The 15694-nt window shown below is 68.2% G+C and carries 11 protein-coding genes; 5 read left to right on the top strand and 6 right to left on the bottom strand.

Annotation, left to right across the window (positions count from 1 at the left end; genetic code table 11):
- Window positions 1–49 precede the first annotated feature (49 nt).
- A complete protein-coding gene (htpG, locus tag SACGLDRAFT_RS10230; protein WP_005464282.1) occupies window positions 50–1969 on the bottom strand; it encodes a molecular chaperone HtpG in 1920 nt (639 codons plus the stop codon).
- A 155-nt stretch (window positions 1970–2124) separates the two neighbouring features.
- Here htpG and SACGLDRAFT_RS10225 point away from each other — a divergent pair, with 155 nt between their 5' ends.
- From SACGLDRAFT_RS10225 to SACGLDRAFT_RS22720, 3 genes are all read left to right on the top strand, one after another.
- Window positions 2125–3351 carry a C39 family peptidase gene (locus SACGLDRAFT_RS10225; RefSeq protein WP_005464281.1) on the top strand — a complete coding sequence of 409 codons (1227 nt, stop codon included), beginning with the start codon at window positions 2125–2127 and terminating at the stop codon, window positions 3349–3351.
- Window positions 3352–3691: 340 nt separating this feature from the next.
- Window positions 3692–5776 carry a glycoside hydrolase family 97 protein gene (locus SACGLDRAFT_RS10220; RefSeq protein ID WP_232284116.1) on the top strand — a complete coding sequence of 695 codons (2085 nt, stop codon included), beginning with the start codon at window positions 3692–3694 and terminating at the stop codon, window positions 5774–5776.
- Window positions 5689–6375: an NPCBM/NEW2 domain-containing protein gene (locus SACGLDRAFT_RS22720; protein WP_232284115.1), complete on the top strand. Its 687-nt coding sequence runs from the start codon at window positions 5689–5691 to the stop codon at window positions 6373–6375. The genes SACGLDRAFT_RS10220 and SACGLDRAFT_RS22720 overlap by 88 nt, the downstream gene beginning before the upstream one ends.
- Before the next feature lie 24 nt (window positions 6376–6399).
- Here SACGLDRAFT_RS22720 and SACGLDRAFT_RS10215 read toward each other — a convergent pair whose 3' ends face one another.
- Entirely contained in the window at window positions 6400–7422 is a 1023-nt protein-coding gene (locus SACGLDRAFT_RS10215) for a helix-turn-helix transcriptional regulator (protein ID WP_005464280.1), read from the bottom strand.
- 698 nt (window positions 7423–8120) lie between these two features.
- On the opposite strand from SACGLDRAFT_RS10215, the gene SACGLDRAFT_RS10210 reads away from it, so the two are divergent.
- A complete protein-coding gene (locus SACGLDRAFT_RS10210) occupies window positions 8121–8489 on the top strand; it encodes a LysR family transcriptional regulator (protein ID WP_005464279.1) in 369 nt (122 codons plus the stop codon).
- 249 nt (window positions 8490–8738) lie between these two features.
- On the opposite strand, the gene SACGLDRAFT_RS10205 is transcribed toward SACGLDRAFT_RS10210, so the two are convergent.
- The 4 genes from SACGLDRAFT_RS10205 to SACGLDRAFT_RS10190 all read right to left on the bottom strand — a co-directional run bounded on the left by SACGLDRAFT_RS10205 (window position 8739) and on the right by SACGLDRAFT_RS10190 (window position 14038).
- Complete coding sequence (locus SACGLDRAFT_RS10205) at window positions 8739–9731, bottom strand: sporulation protein (RefSeq protein WP_005464278.1); 993 nt, start codon at window positions 9729–9731, stop codon at window positions 8739–8741.
- A 395-nt stretch (window positions 9732–10126) separates the two neighbouring features.
- Window positions 10127–11407, bottom strand: a complete 1281-nt coding sequence (locus SACGLDRAFT_RS10200; RefSeq protein ID WP_005464277.1) for a YeeE/YedE family protein — start codon at window positions 11405–11407, stop codon at window positions 10127–10129.
- Between the two features lie 77 nt (window positions 11408–11484).
- Window positions 11485–13062, bottom strand: a complete 1578-nt coding sequence (locus SACGLDRAFT_RS10195; protein WP_040918890.1) for an FAD-dependent monooxygenase — start codon at window positions 13060–13062, stop codon at window positions 11485–11487.
- Window positions 13063–13075: 13 nt separating this feature from the next.
- Window positions 13076–14038, bottom strand: coding sequence for an MBL fold metallo-hydrolase (locus SACGLDRAFT_RS10190; protein ID WP_005464274.1), 963 nt, complete (start codon window positions 14036–14038; stop codon window positions 13076–13078).
- Between the two features lie 189 nt (window positions 14039–14227).
- Here SACGLDRAFT_RS10190 and SACGLDRAFT_RS10185 point away from each other — a divergent pair, with 189 nt between their 5' ends.
- Entirely contained in the window at window positions 14228–15550 is a 1323-nt protein-coding gene (locus tag SACGLDRAFT_RS10185; RefSeq protein WP_005464273.1) for an MFS transporter, read from the top strand.
- Window positions 15551–15694: the final 144 nt, after the last annotated feature.

Genomic DNA, 15694 nt, shown 5'->3' with positions numbered 1-15694 from the left:
CCGGGTCCCGGACCCGCGCCACGGCCGATCCGGGACCCCGGCGCGTCGGCTACAGCGCCCCGGCCAAGCGGTTGGCCAGCACCGTGGTGAAGCGCTGCGGATCGGGCAGCTCGCTGCCCTCGGCCAACAGCGCCATGCCGTACAGCAGCTCCGCCGTCTCGGCCAACGCGGGTGCCTCGGCGTTCGCGGCATGGGCGTCGCGGAGTCCCGTCACCAGTGTGTGCTTCGGGTTCAGCTCCAGGATGCGCTTGGCCATCGGCACCTCCTGCCCGGCCTGCTGGTACATCTTCACCAGCGCGGGCGGGATGTCGTGGGTGTCGCCGACGAGGCACGCGGGCGAGGTGGTGAGCCGGTTCGACAGCCGCACCTCCTTGACGTGGTCGGACAACGTGGTCTTCAACCACTCCCGCAGCTTGTCGAAGCTGCTCTCGTCGACCTTCTCCTCCGAGTCGGACTCCTCGTCGCCGGTGTCGAGATCGACCTGGCCCTTGGCGATCGAGGTGAACTTCTTCCCCTCGTACTCGCCGACCTGCTCGACCCAGAACTCGTCGATCGGGTCGGTGAGGATGAGCACCTCCAGGCCCTTCGCCCGGAACGCCTCCATGTGCGGGGAGTTCTCCACGACCGACCGCGAGGCCCCGGTCAGGTAGTAGATGTGCTCCTGGCCGTCCTTCGCACGGTCGAGGTAGTCGCGCAGCGTCGTCAGGTCGTCGGCCGAGTGGGTGGAGGCGAACGACGCGATGTCGAGAATGGCCTTGCGGTTGTCCGGGTCCTCGACCAGCCCCTCCTTGACCACGCGGCCGAACTCCCGCCAGAAGGTGTCGTAGCGGACCCGGTCGTCGGTCATCATCTCCTTGACCGCGCCGAGGACCTTCTTCACCAGGCGCCGCCGCATGAGCTGGATGTGGCGGTCCTGCTGCAGGATCTCGCGCGACACGTTGAGCGAGAGGTCCGCGGCGTCCACCACGCCCTTGACGAAGCGCAGGTAGTCGGGGATCAGCGCCTCACAGTTGTCCATGATGAAGACGCGCTTGACGTAGAGCTGCACCCCGCGCTTGGCGTCGCGGTAGTACAGGTCCATCGGCGCGCGGGAGGGCAGGAACAGCAGCGCCTGGTACTCGAACGTCCCCTCCACCTTTACGGAGATGGTCCGCAGCGGGTCGAGCCAGTCGTGGCTGATGTGTTTGTAGAACTCGCGGTACTCCTCCTCGGAGACCTCGTCCTTCGGGCGCGCCCACAAGGCCTTGCGGGAGTTGATCGTCTCCCACTCGTGCGTGGTCTTGCCGTCCTTGGTCTTCTCGGTCCGCAGCCGGATCGGCCAGGTGACGAAGTCGGAGTAGCGCCGCACGATCTCGCGCAGCACCGACTCGGAGGTGTAGTCGTGGAGCTGGTCCTCCGCGTCCTCGGGCTTGAGCTTCAGGGTGACCGCGGTGCCCACGCCGAAGTCGGGCTCGTCGGTGACGGTCTCCACCGTGTAGGTGCCGCTGCCGTCGGACGACCAGCGGGTCACCTCGGTCTGCCCGGCCTTCCTCGTCAGGAGCGTAACCGTGTCGGCGACCATGAAGGCCGAGTAGAACCCGACGCCGAACTGCCCGATGAGCTCACCGGCGGCCGCGCCGTCGGCGTTCTTCGCCTCGCGCAGCTTCTTGATCAGCTCGCCGGTCCCCGACTTCGCGATCGTGCCGATGAGCCCCACGACCTCGTCACGCGACATGCCGATGCCGTTGTCGCGGATGGTGAGCGTCCGCGCGACCCGGTCGACCTCCAGGTCGATGTGGAGGTCGTCGATGTCGACGTCCAGGCTCTTGTCGCGGAACGACTCCAGGCGCAGCTTGTCCAACGCGTCGGAGGCGTTCGAGATGAGCTCACGCAGGAAGATGTCCTTGTTCGAGTAGATGGAGTGAACCATCAGCTGCAAGAGTTGGCGGGCTTCCGCCTGGAACTCGTGCGTCTCGATCTGAGCAGTCACTCAAGTCTCCTCGTGGGAAAACCGAAAGTCGGGTCGGGCCACGACAGCGGCCTCTCCATGCAGTATCTCGCGCGCATCGGAGGCGAAAATCGCCTGGTCCCGCTCACCCGGAAAGCGGTTTACACCTTGTGGGGGAATGACGAAAATCACCGGCCATGCGCAGGAGCCTGCTCTCGTTCGTCCTCGCCGCCGTCACCGTCGCGGCCACGGTCACCGCTCCCGCCGCCGCGGCGGAGGGCACGGGCCGGGAAGAGATCGACTATCACGAGTGGTCCGGCGTGGCCGCGTTCCGGCACGGGGAGTCCGACGGGGTTCGGGCCACCGGCACGGGGCTCCGCCTCACCCACCCGACGCGGGCCGACGACGGCTCGGAGTACGGCCGCTGGACCTCACCGTGGTACGAGCCGGGGTTCGACGCCACCGAACTCGTCGCCTCCTGGAACGCCAGCACCCCGAAAGGCACCTGGGTGACGATCGAGGCCTCCGCACGCACCGACACCGGTGAGCGAACGGCCTGGTACGTCCTGGGGAAGTGGGCCTTCGGCGACGACGACATCGAGCGCACCACGGTGGCCGGCCAGCGGGACGAGCACGCCGCCGTGTACGTGGACACGCTCGCGGCGGCCGACGGCGTGAAGTTCCGTTCGTACCGGCTGCGGGTGACGTTGCACCGCGAGGAGTCCTCGTCGGCCACCCCGCGCGTCCGGGCCGTCGGGGCGATGACGTCGGACGTGCCCGACCGGTTCACGGTGCCGATCTCGAAACCCGGTGTGGCCAGGGGCATCGAGCTTCCCGTGCCGCGCTACGCGCAGAACCTCCACAAGGGCAACTACCCCGAGTACGGCGGAGGCGGTCAGAGCTGGTGCAGCCCCACGTCGACTGAGATGGTCGTCGAGTACTGGGGTCGCGGCCCGAGCGAGTCGGAGCTGTCCTGGCTGCCCGACGACTACGTGGACCCGACGGTGGCCCACGCCGCCCGCCACACCTACGACTACTCCTACGAAGGCACGGGCAACTGGCCGTTCAACACGGCTTACGCGGCGCACTACGGGTTGCGTGGCCACGTCACACGCCTGCACTCGCTGGCCGAACTGGAACGGTACATCGCCAGGGGCATCCCGATCGTCACGTCGGTGTCCTTCCTGGAGAGCGAACTCGACGGCGCGGGATACGGCACCGACGGTCATCTCATGGTGGTCATCGGCTTCACCCCCGAAGGGGATGTCATCGTCAACGACCCGGCGTCCGACACCACCGAGGGCGTGCGCAACGTCTACCGACGCGATCAGTTCGAGACCGTGTGGCAGCGCACCCAGCGGCACACCGCGGACGGCGGGGTGGCGGGCGGCCCCGGTGGCATCGTGTACGTGATCCATCCCTGACCCACGCCCCGCGAGGGCGTCACGGGGCTACGGCCCGTCCATGTCGTTCGGCCCCGTGGTGGAGCACTTCTCCTCGCTCCACCACGGGACCGTCTCCTCTTCCCGTCCCGTCGCGGCCCGAGTGACGACGGAAAGCCGGGTTCGACGGCGAGTTCGGCATGCCCACGAACGGAGTCTTCCGCCTTTTCTCGGCGCCCCGCCCGGCTCACACCTCGGGACCGGGCGGCCGAAACCGGACAAACCATCACCGATTACCGCGAACGGCCCTGTACGAACAGGAACGCACACAGTAACTTCCGCGGAGCCCACACTATCCAACATAACTGGACAGGAGTAAACAATGCCCTGGGCAGCCGCACGCAGCGTCGCGGCGGTGGGGACCATTGCCGCGGTGGTCGGCACCACGACGACCGTTCCCGCCTCCGCCGACGACAGCACGTGGAGTGTGACCGGCCCCGGTTCGCCCCTGACCGCCGTGATCAGCCTGTCCGACGGGGCTCCCTCCCTGGAGATCACGCGTGGGGGCCGGACCGTACTCCCCGCCTCCGACCTCGGTGTCGTGACCGAGGACATCGATCTCAGCGACGACCTGACGTTCACGGGGCGTTCCGACCGCACCGTGGTCGAGCACTACCGGACGACCACCGGCAAGGAGCGGAACCGCCACACCGTCATGAGGGAGACGACACTGTCGTTCACCGCCGAGGACGGCACGCCGCTCGACCTGGTGGTGCGGGTGGCACCCGACGGGGTCGCCTACCGCTATCGCCTGCCCTCCCCCGACGGAGCGCGAGTTGTGCGCGAGGCGTCGTCGTGGACGCTGCCCACCGACGCCGACGCCTGGATGCTGAACTACAGCTCGTGGTACGAGGAGCCGCGATTCGAGGCCACGGCCGGTTCGGTGCCGAGCGGTGAGTTCGGCTACCCCGCGCTGTTCTCTACCGCCGAGTCCTACGTCCTGCTCACCGAGTCCGGGCTCTCCTCGGCCTACCCCGGCAGCAGGCTCGCCCACGAGCACGGCAGTGGACGGTACGAGGTCGATCTGGTGGAGCAGCCGCCCGCGTCCGACGGCCCACTGACCACGCCGTGGCGCGTGGCCGTGGTGGGTGATCTCGCCACCGTCACCGAGTCCACTTTGGTCGACGACCTCGCCCCGGACTCCCGCCTTTCCGACACCTCGTGGGTCCGGCCGGGCACGGTGGCGTGGTCGTGGCTGCCCGAACACGACAGTCCGCGCGACCCGCAGCGGCAACGCGACTACATCGACTACGCCGCCGAGCACGGCTGGCCCTACGTGCTGATCGACGAAGGCTGGGACGCCTCGTGGGTCCCGGAGGTCACCCGCTACGCGCGTGCGAAGGGGGTGGACGTGCTCCTGTGGTTCCGGTGGTGGGAGGTCGACACGGCCGAGGAGATGGCCCACTGGTTCGGGTTGTTGAACGACTGGGGCGTCAAAGGCGTCAAGATCGACTTCATGAACGACGGCGGAGGCCACGGTGAAGGCGCTTCTCGCCACGACTGGTACGAACGCGTGCTCGCCGCCACCGCCGAACACCGGCTGCTCGTCAACTTCCACGGCTCGACGATTCCGAAGGGATTGCAACGCACCTGGCCGCACCTGATGAGCTACGAGGCCGTGCGCGGGGCCGAGTACTACTCCTTCGACGGCGACCACCACGTGACCCCCGAGCACAACACCATCTTGCCGTTCACGCGGAACGTGGTCGGGTCGATGGACTACACCCCCGTCACGCTGTCGCAGGACAGTCGCTTCACCTCCGACGGCCACGAGATCGCTCTGCCCGTGGTGTTCGAGAGCGGCCTGCTGCACCCGGCCGACCGCCCGGAGGTCTTCCCCCGGTACCCGGACGCCCAACGTTTCCTCGACCAAGTCCCCACGGTGTGGGACGAGACGAAACTGCTCTCCGGCGCACCGGGTTCGGAGGCGGTCATCGCGCGGCGTCAGGGTGACCGCTGGTTCGTCGGCGGGATCACCGCGGGCGAGGCCCGCACGGTGTCCGCGTCACTGGACTTCCTGGGACGTGGTGACTGGCGTGTCGACCTCTTCCGGGACGGGGAGGACGGCACGGGCGTGGTCCGCGAGTCGCACGTGCTCGACCGCGGTGACGAGCTCACCGTGCCCGTGGCGGACAACGGCGGCTTCGCCGCGATCCTCTGCCGCGCCGACCGGCACCGGGATTCGTGCGAGCGCCCGGTGTCGTCGGTGCCGGAGACGACGTTGACGATCTCTCCCGAGTCGGCGACCGTGCCGCCAGGGGCAGCGTCGAGGTCAGCGCCGAGTTCGCCCTCGCCGACGGGGAACAGCGCGTCCACGACGTGTCGTTGCGACCCTTCGTACCCGAAGGCTGGCAGGCCGAGGGAGACGTGGTACGGACCTCCTCGCTGCGCTCCGGTGACACCTTGACGGGGTCCTGGACGCTGACGGCGCCCGAGGACGGGACGCGCGGCCGCGTGGACCTGCCCGTGGTGGCGCAGTACCGCGTGCCGGGCGCGTCGGGACACGGGAGCCCGGTGCACGTGGAGCGGGCGGTCGAGGTGCTCGTCCCACCGGACGCTCCGCGCGGTGAGGTGTTCGTCAGCGACCTGCCGTTCCTATCGAGCGGCAACGGCTGGGGCCCGGTGGAACGCGACGCCTCCGTCGGGGAACAGGCGGCGGATGACGGTGCCGAGCTGACCGTCGGCGGCACGACGTACGCCAAGGGGCTCGGCGTGCACGCGCCGTCGTCGGTGGAGTTCTACCTCGGTGACGCCTGCACGGAGTTCACCGCCGAGGTCGGCGTGGACGACGAGGTGGGTGATCAGGGTTCGGTGTCGTTCGAGGTGTGGGGCGACGGGGAGCGACTCGCCGCCACCCCCACGCTGCACGGCACGGACGGGGCTCACGCCCTCGCCGTCCCGGTCGCGGGAGTGGAGCTGCTGACGTTGACCGTCCACGACGGCGGAGACGGGATCGACCACGACCACGCCGACTGGGGTGACGCCCGGTTGTCCTGCACCGCCTGACCCGGATTCCGGGCAAGGATCAGCTCATTCGAGGTCCGGCGCGCCCGGCAGGATGCCCGCACGGGCCGCCGCGACCCCGAGCTGGAAGCGGGTCTCGACCCCGAACCGTTCGTAGAGCCCGGTGATGTACCGGCGGAGCGTCCGGGTCGAGATGTCGAGTCTGCGCGCGATCGCCTCGTCGGAGCGACCCGAGCTCAGCTCGATGAGCACCAGCAGTTCGAGTTCGCGCCGGACATCCTTGTCGTAGTCGTACTCCGACACCGGAAGCGCCCGGTCCCACGTGTCCTCGAAGAGCTGCTCGAAGAAACCGACGATGTTCGGTTCGCGCGCGACGACGCCGCCGTCATGCCGGGAGCGCAGCAGGAGCACCGCGATCCGGTCGTCGATGAGGATGACGCGGCCGGGAACCGACACCGTCGTCCGGAACTGACACCCGAGTTCTCGGAGACGCCTGAAGTAGTTCAGCCCCTCCCGCTGCCTTCGCGTCGTGTGTGGATAGATGGAGCGGATGTCCAACCCCCTGTCGTACAGGGCGCGATCCACCGAGAAATCCATGTCCAGGACGTCGCCCCAGGCGACCGTGGGATGCATGGCTCGCACGCTGTGTTGGGCGGTCAGGAGCAACTCGATCAACTTGGTCCGCGTCTCCGCCTCGTCGGCGAGTTTCTCGACCCCGACCGCCGAGTGGCACCCGAGCACGTCGCTTCGCATCACGCTCTGCAACTCGTTGAGCACGTTGTTCAACGACGTGGTCTGTCTGCTCAGTTTCGCGTACTCGGCGCGCAACTTCGACAGGAAGTTCAAAAAGGCGAGATTGGGAGCGACCGCACGCCATCGTGGGGGCTGGATGGGTAACGGCTGTACCAGCTTGGACTGGGACAGGCTTTCGAGAACCCGCGTCACCTCCCCCTCCTCCAACCCCGTGGCGGCGCAACAGTCGGGCAACGACGCGGGGCCTTGCAGAAGGAACAGGTAGATCGCCAGCTCCGTGTCGGTGAATCGGCACGCCGTCTCGGCAACGTCGTCCGGGTCGTGCTCGTCACTCATGAAACTCCCACGGGTCTCGCCTGAGGCTTTCGCCACCGTTCGACGTACGTACCCACCGCTCGGTTCCACTGGGCGAGGGGCACCGTTCGGCAAGCAGCACCGCACGGTCGACGAGCAGTACTCACAGTGTCATCGCCGCACCCGCGACAAATTTGTCCTTTGAGGACAGTCAAGGGACGTTTTGTCTCGCTCCGTGTCCACCGAGATTCGAACCCACGACCATGAGACCGCCGTTCGGAGCAGGAAAAGAGAACGTTCGGTCGAACGCCGTTGCGCCATTCGTCGCACCTCGGGCCGCAGCTCCGTAACTCAATGTCACATCGGACGGAGGCGGCTCACTCGGGCACCGCGCGAACCCCGACGACACTCCGAGTACGAGAATTATTCACAGATTGGTCCATTCGGGCGAACCCGAAGGTTGGTTATGTCCCGTTCCTGACACGCCGTGACCCTTTCCGGCCATCACAAGCGCTGGCATGGTCATCACACCGTGCGGTTTCCTTGGTGCCGCTCACCGACCGCCATTAGGACAGGGATGGCAAAAGGTATGAAAACCACAGCCGTAAGGCGCCCGCCCCCAACCGACGGCGTCCCCCGCTGTGCCCCGGCGTTCCGTCGAAGCGCGCCCGCGAGAACGCGGAGCTAGCGCATCGAGCCCCGACCAATCCTCCTGTACCGACGAGAGTTTGGAGCATGGAATGGACGAGCGACAGTTCCGCGCGTTCGTGTCGATCGCCGAGGCCGGACGAATGGACCTCGCGGCCGAGGCACTGGGCTACTCACAGCCCGCGATCAGCTACCAGATCAAGTGTCTGGAAACCAGTCTCCGCGCGAAGCTGTTCACTCGGGACTCCACCGGAGCAAGGTTGACCCCCCAAGGACAAATGTTGCTGCCCGCCGCTCGCGCGGTGGTCACACTGTTCGACAGCATCAAGCAGACGTTCAACGCCCCCGACGCCGGGAACCCCACTACCGGGAGGGCGGCCGCGCGCACCCGCGTCCCCGCGGCCCAGGGCTCCCCGCGCACCGCGACGGTCAACCGTCCTCGCAAGCCCGTCGAACAGTAGCCCGCGCACCGCGTGGGCGCTCACGCGTCCCGGCCGGGTGACGAAATCGCCCGGCCGCACCCACCGGCTCGGCGGAACACATCGTTTTCACACCGTTACGGTGGCATCCGACCGAATCTCGCCCAACCGCAATTCGAACACTTCGATGCTTTCCCGCCACCGAGTCCCCGGAGACCACCGCACGGTGCACGACGTCAGTGATCCGCCGACCACGCTCCGCGCCGGGGCCGGCACCCCGGCCCGGCGACCTCAGTCCTCGAAGTCTTCCTCCTCGTCCCCCTCGAAGATCTCCTCCATCACCTCGCCCATCACCAGGCCGCCGACGACCCCGGCGGCCGCGCCCGCGATGACCCCGCCCATGCCGGGACCCCGGCGCTCGTGGTGGTACTGGTCGGGGTGGGCATAGGGGGCCGGCTGCCCGTAGGGACCGGGGTACTCCCCGAACGCCGGGTCTCCGTGGTAGACCGAGGGGCCGCGCTCCGCGGCCTGTTCGAGCCACTGCCCGATCAACCCCGTCCAGTCGCGGTTTCCCGCCTCGGCGTGCGAGGTCGCGAACCGACCGAACATGTCACCGCCCTGTCGGAACAGTCCGCCACGCTTGTCCGCCTCCAGGACCACGTGGAGGTCGTGGGGAGTGGCGACGAAAGTGAGTTCCACCTGGTTCAGCCGCCCCGCGAACGCGGCGGGCGGGTAGAACTCCAACTCCTGGAAGAACGGGAGCTGCTGCGGCACCCCGTAGATCCGTCCGGCCTCCACGTCGGCGCTGTGGAAGTGGAACCCCAGCTCGCCGAACGCCTCGAGGACGGCGTCCTGCGACGGCAACGGATGCACCTCCACCGGGTCGAGGTCGCCCTTGTCCGGCGCTCCGGCGATCACCAGTTCCGTGCGCACGCCCACCGTCATACCGGGCAGCTGATGACCGCTCACGGCGGTGATCGGCGTCTCCCACGGAATGTCGAGCCGGAAGGGCACGACGACGAGCTGTTCCGCGGGAACTCGCACCCCGTGCCCGACCACGACCCGCTGGAACTCGCCCGTGCCGGTGAACTCGCTGTCCCCGCTTTCCACCTCGATCCGGGTCACCAATGACAGCGCGATCTCACCGATCTCCGCGTCGGCGCTCCCGCCCTGGATCCGCACGCTTCCGGTGAGGACCTGTCCCGGTACGACGTGAGGGGTGTCCAGCACCGTGTCGACGGACGGACCGCCGACACCGAACGCACTGAGCAACCGTTTGAACATGGGCGGTGTCCTCCCTGGAAGTCGAGGTACTACATTGCGTCACAGAGATGTGACACAGAGCATATCGACCTCGGATGGTCACCGCCCGTAATCATGATCTTGGTCACGATCGCGGGCGTTATCGGCGGTTTCGCCGCTTTCGTCCCGAAGTCGCCGACACGCCCCGACGTCCTGCCCGAGGCCGCCCTCTTCCCATCGCCGCCGGGGCATCGGCGCGCCCAGCGGCTCCGGACGTACCTCGTCGGGCATGCTCATCGAGGCGGTCGACTGGGCCGTCGCCGAGAACAGCGATCCCACCGGCCAGTTCCACGGCCACACCGAGTGGGGCGTGCCGCGGAGGCACCCGTCCCGAATCCGGTGGGCCGAGGTGCCCGGCCCACAAAGCCGGGCCCCTTTCAGCACACGCTGTCGGAGGGCTTGGGAACACCGAGCCCGAATAGTGGCCGCAACTTCACACCCACCCACGTTCCGGCGAGCGCGAACACCGCCCACAGCCACCCGTGGAGGCTACCCGTGGAAATGCCGCCGAGGTAGGCGCCGATGTTGCAACCGCCGGCCAGCCTCGCTCCCACGCCCATGAGAATGCCGCCGAGCACACCTCCCAGCGCGGTGCGCCACGGAATCGTGGTGTGCAGCTTCCAGGCACCGGCCGCCGCGGCGGCGACGGCCGCGCCGAGGATGATGCCGATGTTGGTGAGGCTGGTCTTCTCGGTCAGCACCGGGTTCGCCAGCATCTCGGCGTAACGGTCGGATTGCCAGAACTCCCAGGTCTCGGGGTGCAGGCCGAGCACCTGCAGGAGCTTGGCACCCCACAGCGCGAACGCCGTGGTGACGCCCCAAATACCTCCGGAGACCACCATCACGGCGGCGGCCAGCGCACCGAGCACGACGGCGCCGACCAGCTTCGGCCACGACCCCCGCACGACTCGGGCGATACCTCGGGCGGACGGTACGGGCGCGAGGGGCGGCGGGTTGCGCCGAGCCTGGACGAGACGACTCACCACCACGACGGCGAGCAGCGCGGCGATCGTGACCGCCCAGCTGCCGAACCAACCGAGGTGGTCGGACAGCAGCACCCCCGGCACCTCCGGCCACCCGTCGAACGCGGGAAAAGCCCACGTGTAGAACACCGAGCCCACGATGAATCCGCCGAGGGTGAACACGATCGTCGACTGCCCCGAGCCGACCGCGAACAGCGTGCCCGACGCGCACGCCCCGCCGATCTGCATGCCGATGGCAAACAACGCCGCCCCGACGAACAGCGGGAGCCCGATGGCTCCGGGCGAGGCCGACGGTGTGGAGCCGAACAGTCCCGCGCCGCTGACCATCACCAACGCGATGAGGGTGGTGGCGGTCCCCAAAAGCAGCGCGTGGGCCCGCAGCCCCTCCCCGTTGCCCACGGCTATCAACTGCCGCCACGCCGAGGTGAACCCGAACCGCGAGTGGAACAACGCCACACCGAGGAAGAGCCCGATCACCAGCAGCGCGCCGAACTTCGCGCCGTGAACCGACCAGACGTACCAGCTCAGCGCCACCGCGAGCAGTCCCGCGACGACGAGCGGCCCCTTCGTCACACGGCCGAGCGGCTCCGGCGGCGAAGGCGCGACGGAGGTCGGCGAGAAGAGCAGGGTGGTGCGACTCACCCCGGTCGACGTGTGGTCGGTCGATGCGGACACGGACACTCCCAGCGCGAAAGCCTGCGATATACCTCAGTGAGGCTAATTCGCGCGGGGGCCGTGTCTCACGATGTGGATTACACCGATGCGGGGGTTGGGGCGCCGCCGACCGCGCGTCGCATCGCCTCCAACAACGACGTGGTCTCGGTGACGACAGCGGCCGTGTACGCGTCGGGCCGCACCAGCCACAGCTCCCCGCGACGCATCCCGAGCGTGTCGGACACCACGCCGTCCGGGTCGAGTTTGGGCAGTGACACCACCCGCACCGGCCAGGGCACCGACGACACGTCGGGCAGCTCGGCGTCCCGTGCCGCGAGCACGCAGAACCCGTCGCGGAGCAGCTCCCGCAGTCGGGTGGCACCGGGCGCCGAGACCGGCACGTCGGGCACGAGGATCCCCGGCCCCGGTGGAGGAACCTGCCCCCTCGGTGGGCGCCCCGCGAACGGGCGGGTCACATCCGGCGTGGTGAGCGGCGAGTCCACGTACCAGAACGGTTCGGAGAACCGGCCGGAGTCCACCCGTGCCCGCAGGGCGGGGTCGGTGGCCGCCCCCACCAGGACGGACTCCCGAAGGGCTCGCTGCTCGGCGTTGTGGGGCACGAGGAAGTTCATCGTCGCGGTGGTGACGTCGAGGTTCTCCACCGCCGCCGCGTGCCGCTCGGCATGATAGGTGTCGAGCAGGCTCTCGTCGGCCCAGCCGCGCAGCACGTACGCGAGCTTCCACGCGGCGTTCTCGGCATCGGCCACGCCCGAGTTCAGTCCGCGCGCGCCGAACGGCGACATGAGGTGCGCGCAGTCACCGGCCAGCAGCACCCGCCCCACCCGCAGACGGTCGGCCACCCTGGAGTGGAACCGGTACACCGACTTCCACAGGATCTCGTAGTCGGCCTCCCCCACGATGGCTCTGACGCGCTCGTGGAGCGCGCCGCTGCGTTCCTCCTCGGCCAGGTCGTAGTCTCCGGGCACCTGCCAGTCGATGCGGAACGTCGAGTCGGGACAGGGGTGGATGAGCACCTGCCGTCCGGGGTTCCAGACGGGGTCGAACCAGAAACGCCGTTCCCGCGCCCATCCGGGGAGGTCGGCGCGGATGTCACAGATGAGGAAGCGGTCGTCGAACGAATGGCCCTCGAACCGCACCCCCAACGACCGCCGTAGGTCCTCGCAGTGAGCGCCCGTGCAGGCGACCGCGTAGTCGGCGACGACGCTGGCTCCCGTGTCGGTGACGAGCCGGACCGCGTCGGCGTCCTGCTCGATCCGCGTGACCCGATGCCCCCAGCGAACGTCGATGAGCGGCTGCTCGGCGATCTTCTCGTCCAGGATCTCCTCGACCCGCGACTGCGAGATGTTCACGAACGGCGGGAACACCGACGTGCCCGCGTCCTGCAGGGTGAGGGCGAACAACTCGGTGTCCCGATGGAACGTCCGCGCTGTCGACCACGTGACACCTTCATCCGCGATACGGCGCCCCGCGCCCACGGACTCCCACACGTCGAGGACGTCGCGCTGCTGGCAGATCGCCTTGGACCCCACCGGGTCGCGAGCCGGACGACCGTCCAGCAACACCACGGGGATCCCCCAGCGCGCCAGCAGCAGCGCCGTCGTCTGTCCCACCGGGCCGTTACCGATCACCGCCACGCTGCGGTCTCGCACGGTCATCGCCTCCGTCGGTTCAATCCTGCAACAGGTCCCAGACCTCACGGTCACGTTCGGCGGTCCAGATCACGGGGCGTTCGATGCCGGACAACTCGTCCCACAGGCGCGAGACGTCGAACGGGAGGCAGTGTTCGAAGATCGGCCACTTCCCGTAACGCGGCGCCAGGGCCGCGCGCGTGCGTTCGAACGCCTCCTTCAGGGTTCCGCCGCCGTGGTGCACGGCGCCGACCTCTCGGATCATCACGCGCAGGAAGTCCCGAGTCTGTTCGATGGCGGCGTCCACGGCGTCCCTGCCGTGGCTCACCGCGCCGCGCCCACCGACGAGGGCGTCGGCACCGAAGGCCTTCACTCGGTCTAAAGTCGAGGAAGCCCAGTCGCGGTGGTAGGCGTCCCCCGTGTACAGCGCGGCCTCGGCCTCCACGAGATCACCCGCGAACAGCACACGGTGCTTCGGCAACCACGCCACGATGTCGCCCTCGGTGTGCCCGCGACCACAGTACTGCAGGACGAGGTCGCCACGATCGCCACCGAGGTCGATGGTGAGCCGGTCGGAGAACGTCAACGTCGGCCACGTCAACCCCGGCACCGAGTCCGCGTCCTTGGCCAGCCTGGGCATCCGCGCGAACTCGCTCTCCCAGTCCTCGCGTCCGCGTTCGGCCACGAGCGCGCGGGTGTTCTCGTGGGCCACGATCACCTCGGCGTCGAAAGCCGACGCGCCGAGCACGCGGACGGCGTGATAGTGCGACAACACCAGGTAACGCACGGGTTTGTCGGTGTGCTCCCGGAGCTTGGCCAGCCACTCACGGGCGGCCACCGGCGTGGCCATCGCCTCGAAGCAGACGAGGAAGTCCTCGCCCTCGATCGCGCCGACGTTGGGGTCGCCTTCCGCGGTGAGCGCGTAGACGCCGTCGGCGAGCACCTCCAGCGTCTGTTCCTTCTCGTCCAGATCCGCCGATGAGGCGAACGCCTTCCGGCCCACGACGCCACCTCCGATGGTTAACGTCTTAACTACTTTCCGTTCCAGAGACTAGAGCGCGAACCAGCGGAACGGAAGACCGTCGCGTCACGTTCGTCGCGCGAACATCGGTGACCCGCGGGGGCTGACGCGCGGTGAGTTCTGTGCTTAGTATCTGCGCACCTGCTGCCTCCCCGAACAACGGAGTTCCCCATGGCCGCACCGCTGTCGGTTTCCGAACGGAGGCCACTGTCGACCGAGGAACGCAAGGTGTTGCTCAGCACCCTTGCCGGCACCTCGATCGAGTGGTACGACTTCTTCATCTACGCCCAGGCCGCGAGCCTGGTGCTCGCCCCCCTGTTCTTCGCGCCGGTCGGCGAGACGTCCCCCGGCCTCGCCACGGTCATCTCACTGGCCACCATCGGCATCAGCTTCCTGTTCCGGCCACTCGGAGCCATCGTCGCGGGACGGTACGGAGACAAGCTGGGTCGTAAGAAGATGCTGGTGTTCACGCTGGTGACGATGGGGGGCGCGACCGCTCTCATCGGCCTGTTGCCCACCTACGCCGACATCGGGCTCGCGGCACCGATCGTGCTGATGTCGCTGCGTATCGTCCAGGGCTTCTCGGCGGGCGGTGAGTGGGGCGGCGCCGCCCTCATGGCGGTGGAACACGCGCCCGTGAACCGGCGCGGCCTGTTCGGCGCCTACCCGCAGATCGGTGTCCCCATTGGACTGGTTCTGGCCACGGGTGTGCTGTGGGTGACGACGAGTGTGACCACTCCCGAACAGTTCGAGGCATGGGGATGGCGGGTGCCGTTCCTGCTGTCCGTGATGTTGGTGGGGCTGGGCTACCTCATCCGGCGTTCCGTGGAGGAAAGCCCGGTCTTTCAGGAGATGTTGCGGCGCAAGAAGGAGTCGTCGGCGCCGCTTCGGGACCTCTTCCGCCGCAATGCCAAGGAAGTGTTGCTGACCGCGCTGGTGTTCGTGGCCAACAACGCCGCGGGGTACCTCGTCATCGCGTACTTCATCTCCTACGGCACGGCCGAGCTCGGACTGCCGAGGCCCTCGGTGCTGCTCGCCACCGTGGTCGCGGCATTGGGATGGCTGGTGTTCACCCTCTACGGCGGGGCACTGTCCGATCGCATCGGTCGCGTGAGGACCTTCCAGATCGGATACGCGTTCGTGTTCGTGTGGATGGTTCCGCTGTTCGCGCTCATCGACCTCGGGAACATCGTCGTCTTCACCCTTGCTATCTTCGTCCTCACGTTCGGGCTCGGACTGTCGTACGGCCCCATGTCGGCGATGTACGCGGAGCTCTTCCCGGTGTCGGTACGGTACTCCGGCGTGTCGATCGGCTACGCCCTCGGCGCGATCCTCGGCGGGGCGTTCGCGCCGACGATCGCCGAACTGCTGATGCAGAACACCGGCTGGTCGGGCTCCGTGGGCATCTACATCATGGTGCTGTGCGTGGTGTCCTTCGCCGGAGCCGCGGCGATCAAGGAACCCAAGGGCACCGATCTGGGCGTCTCCCCCTGACGCCGTGTCCGCAAGTTACGCGCGCGTGTCCGCACTTCACGTACGTGTGTTCGCACTTGCTGTACGCAAGCCTCCCCGGTGACGTACGGCAACTGCAAACACCCGTACACAGCCTGCGGACACGCGCGCACAGGCTGCGGACAC

The sequence above is a fragment of the Saccharomonospora glauca K62 genome, assembly GCF_000243395.2.
GTDB classification, from domain to species: domain Bacteria; phylum Actinomycetota; class Actinomycetes; order Mycobacteriales; family Pseudonocardiaceae; genus Saccharomonospora; species Saccharomonospora glauca.
This window is presented reverse-complemented; position numbering and strand designations above follow the sequence as displayed.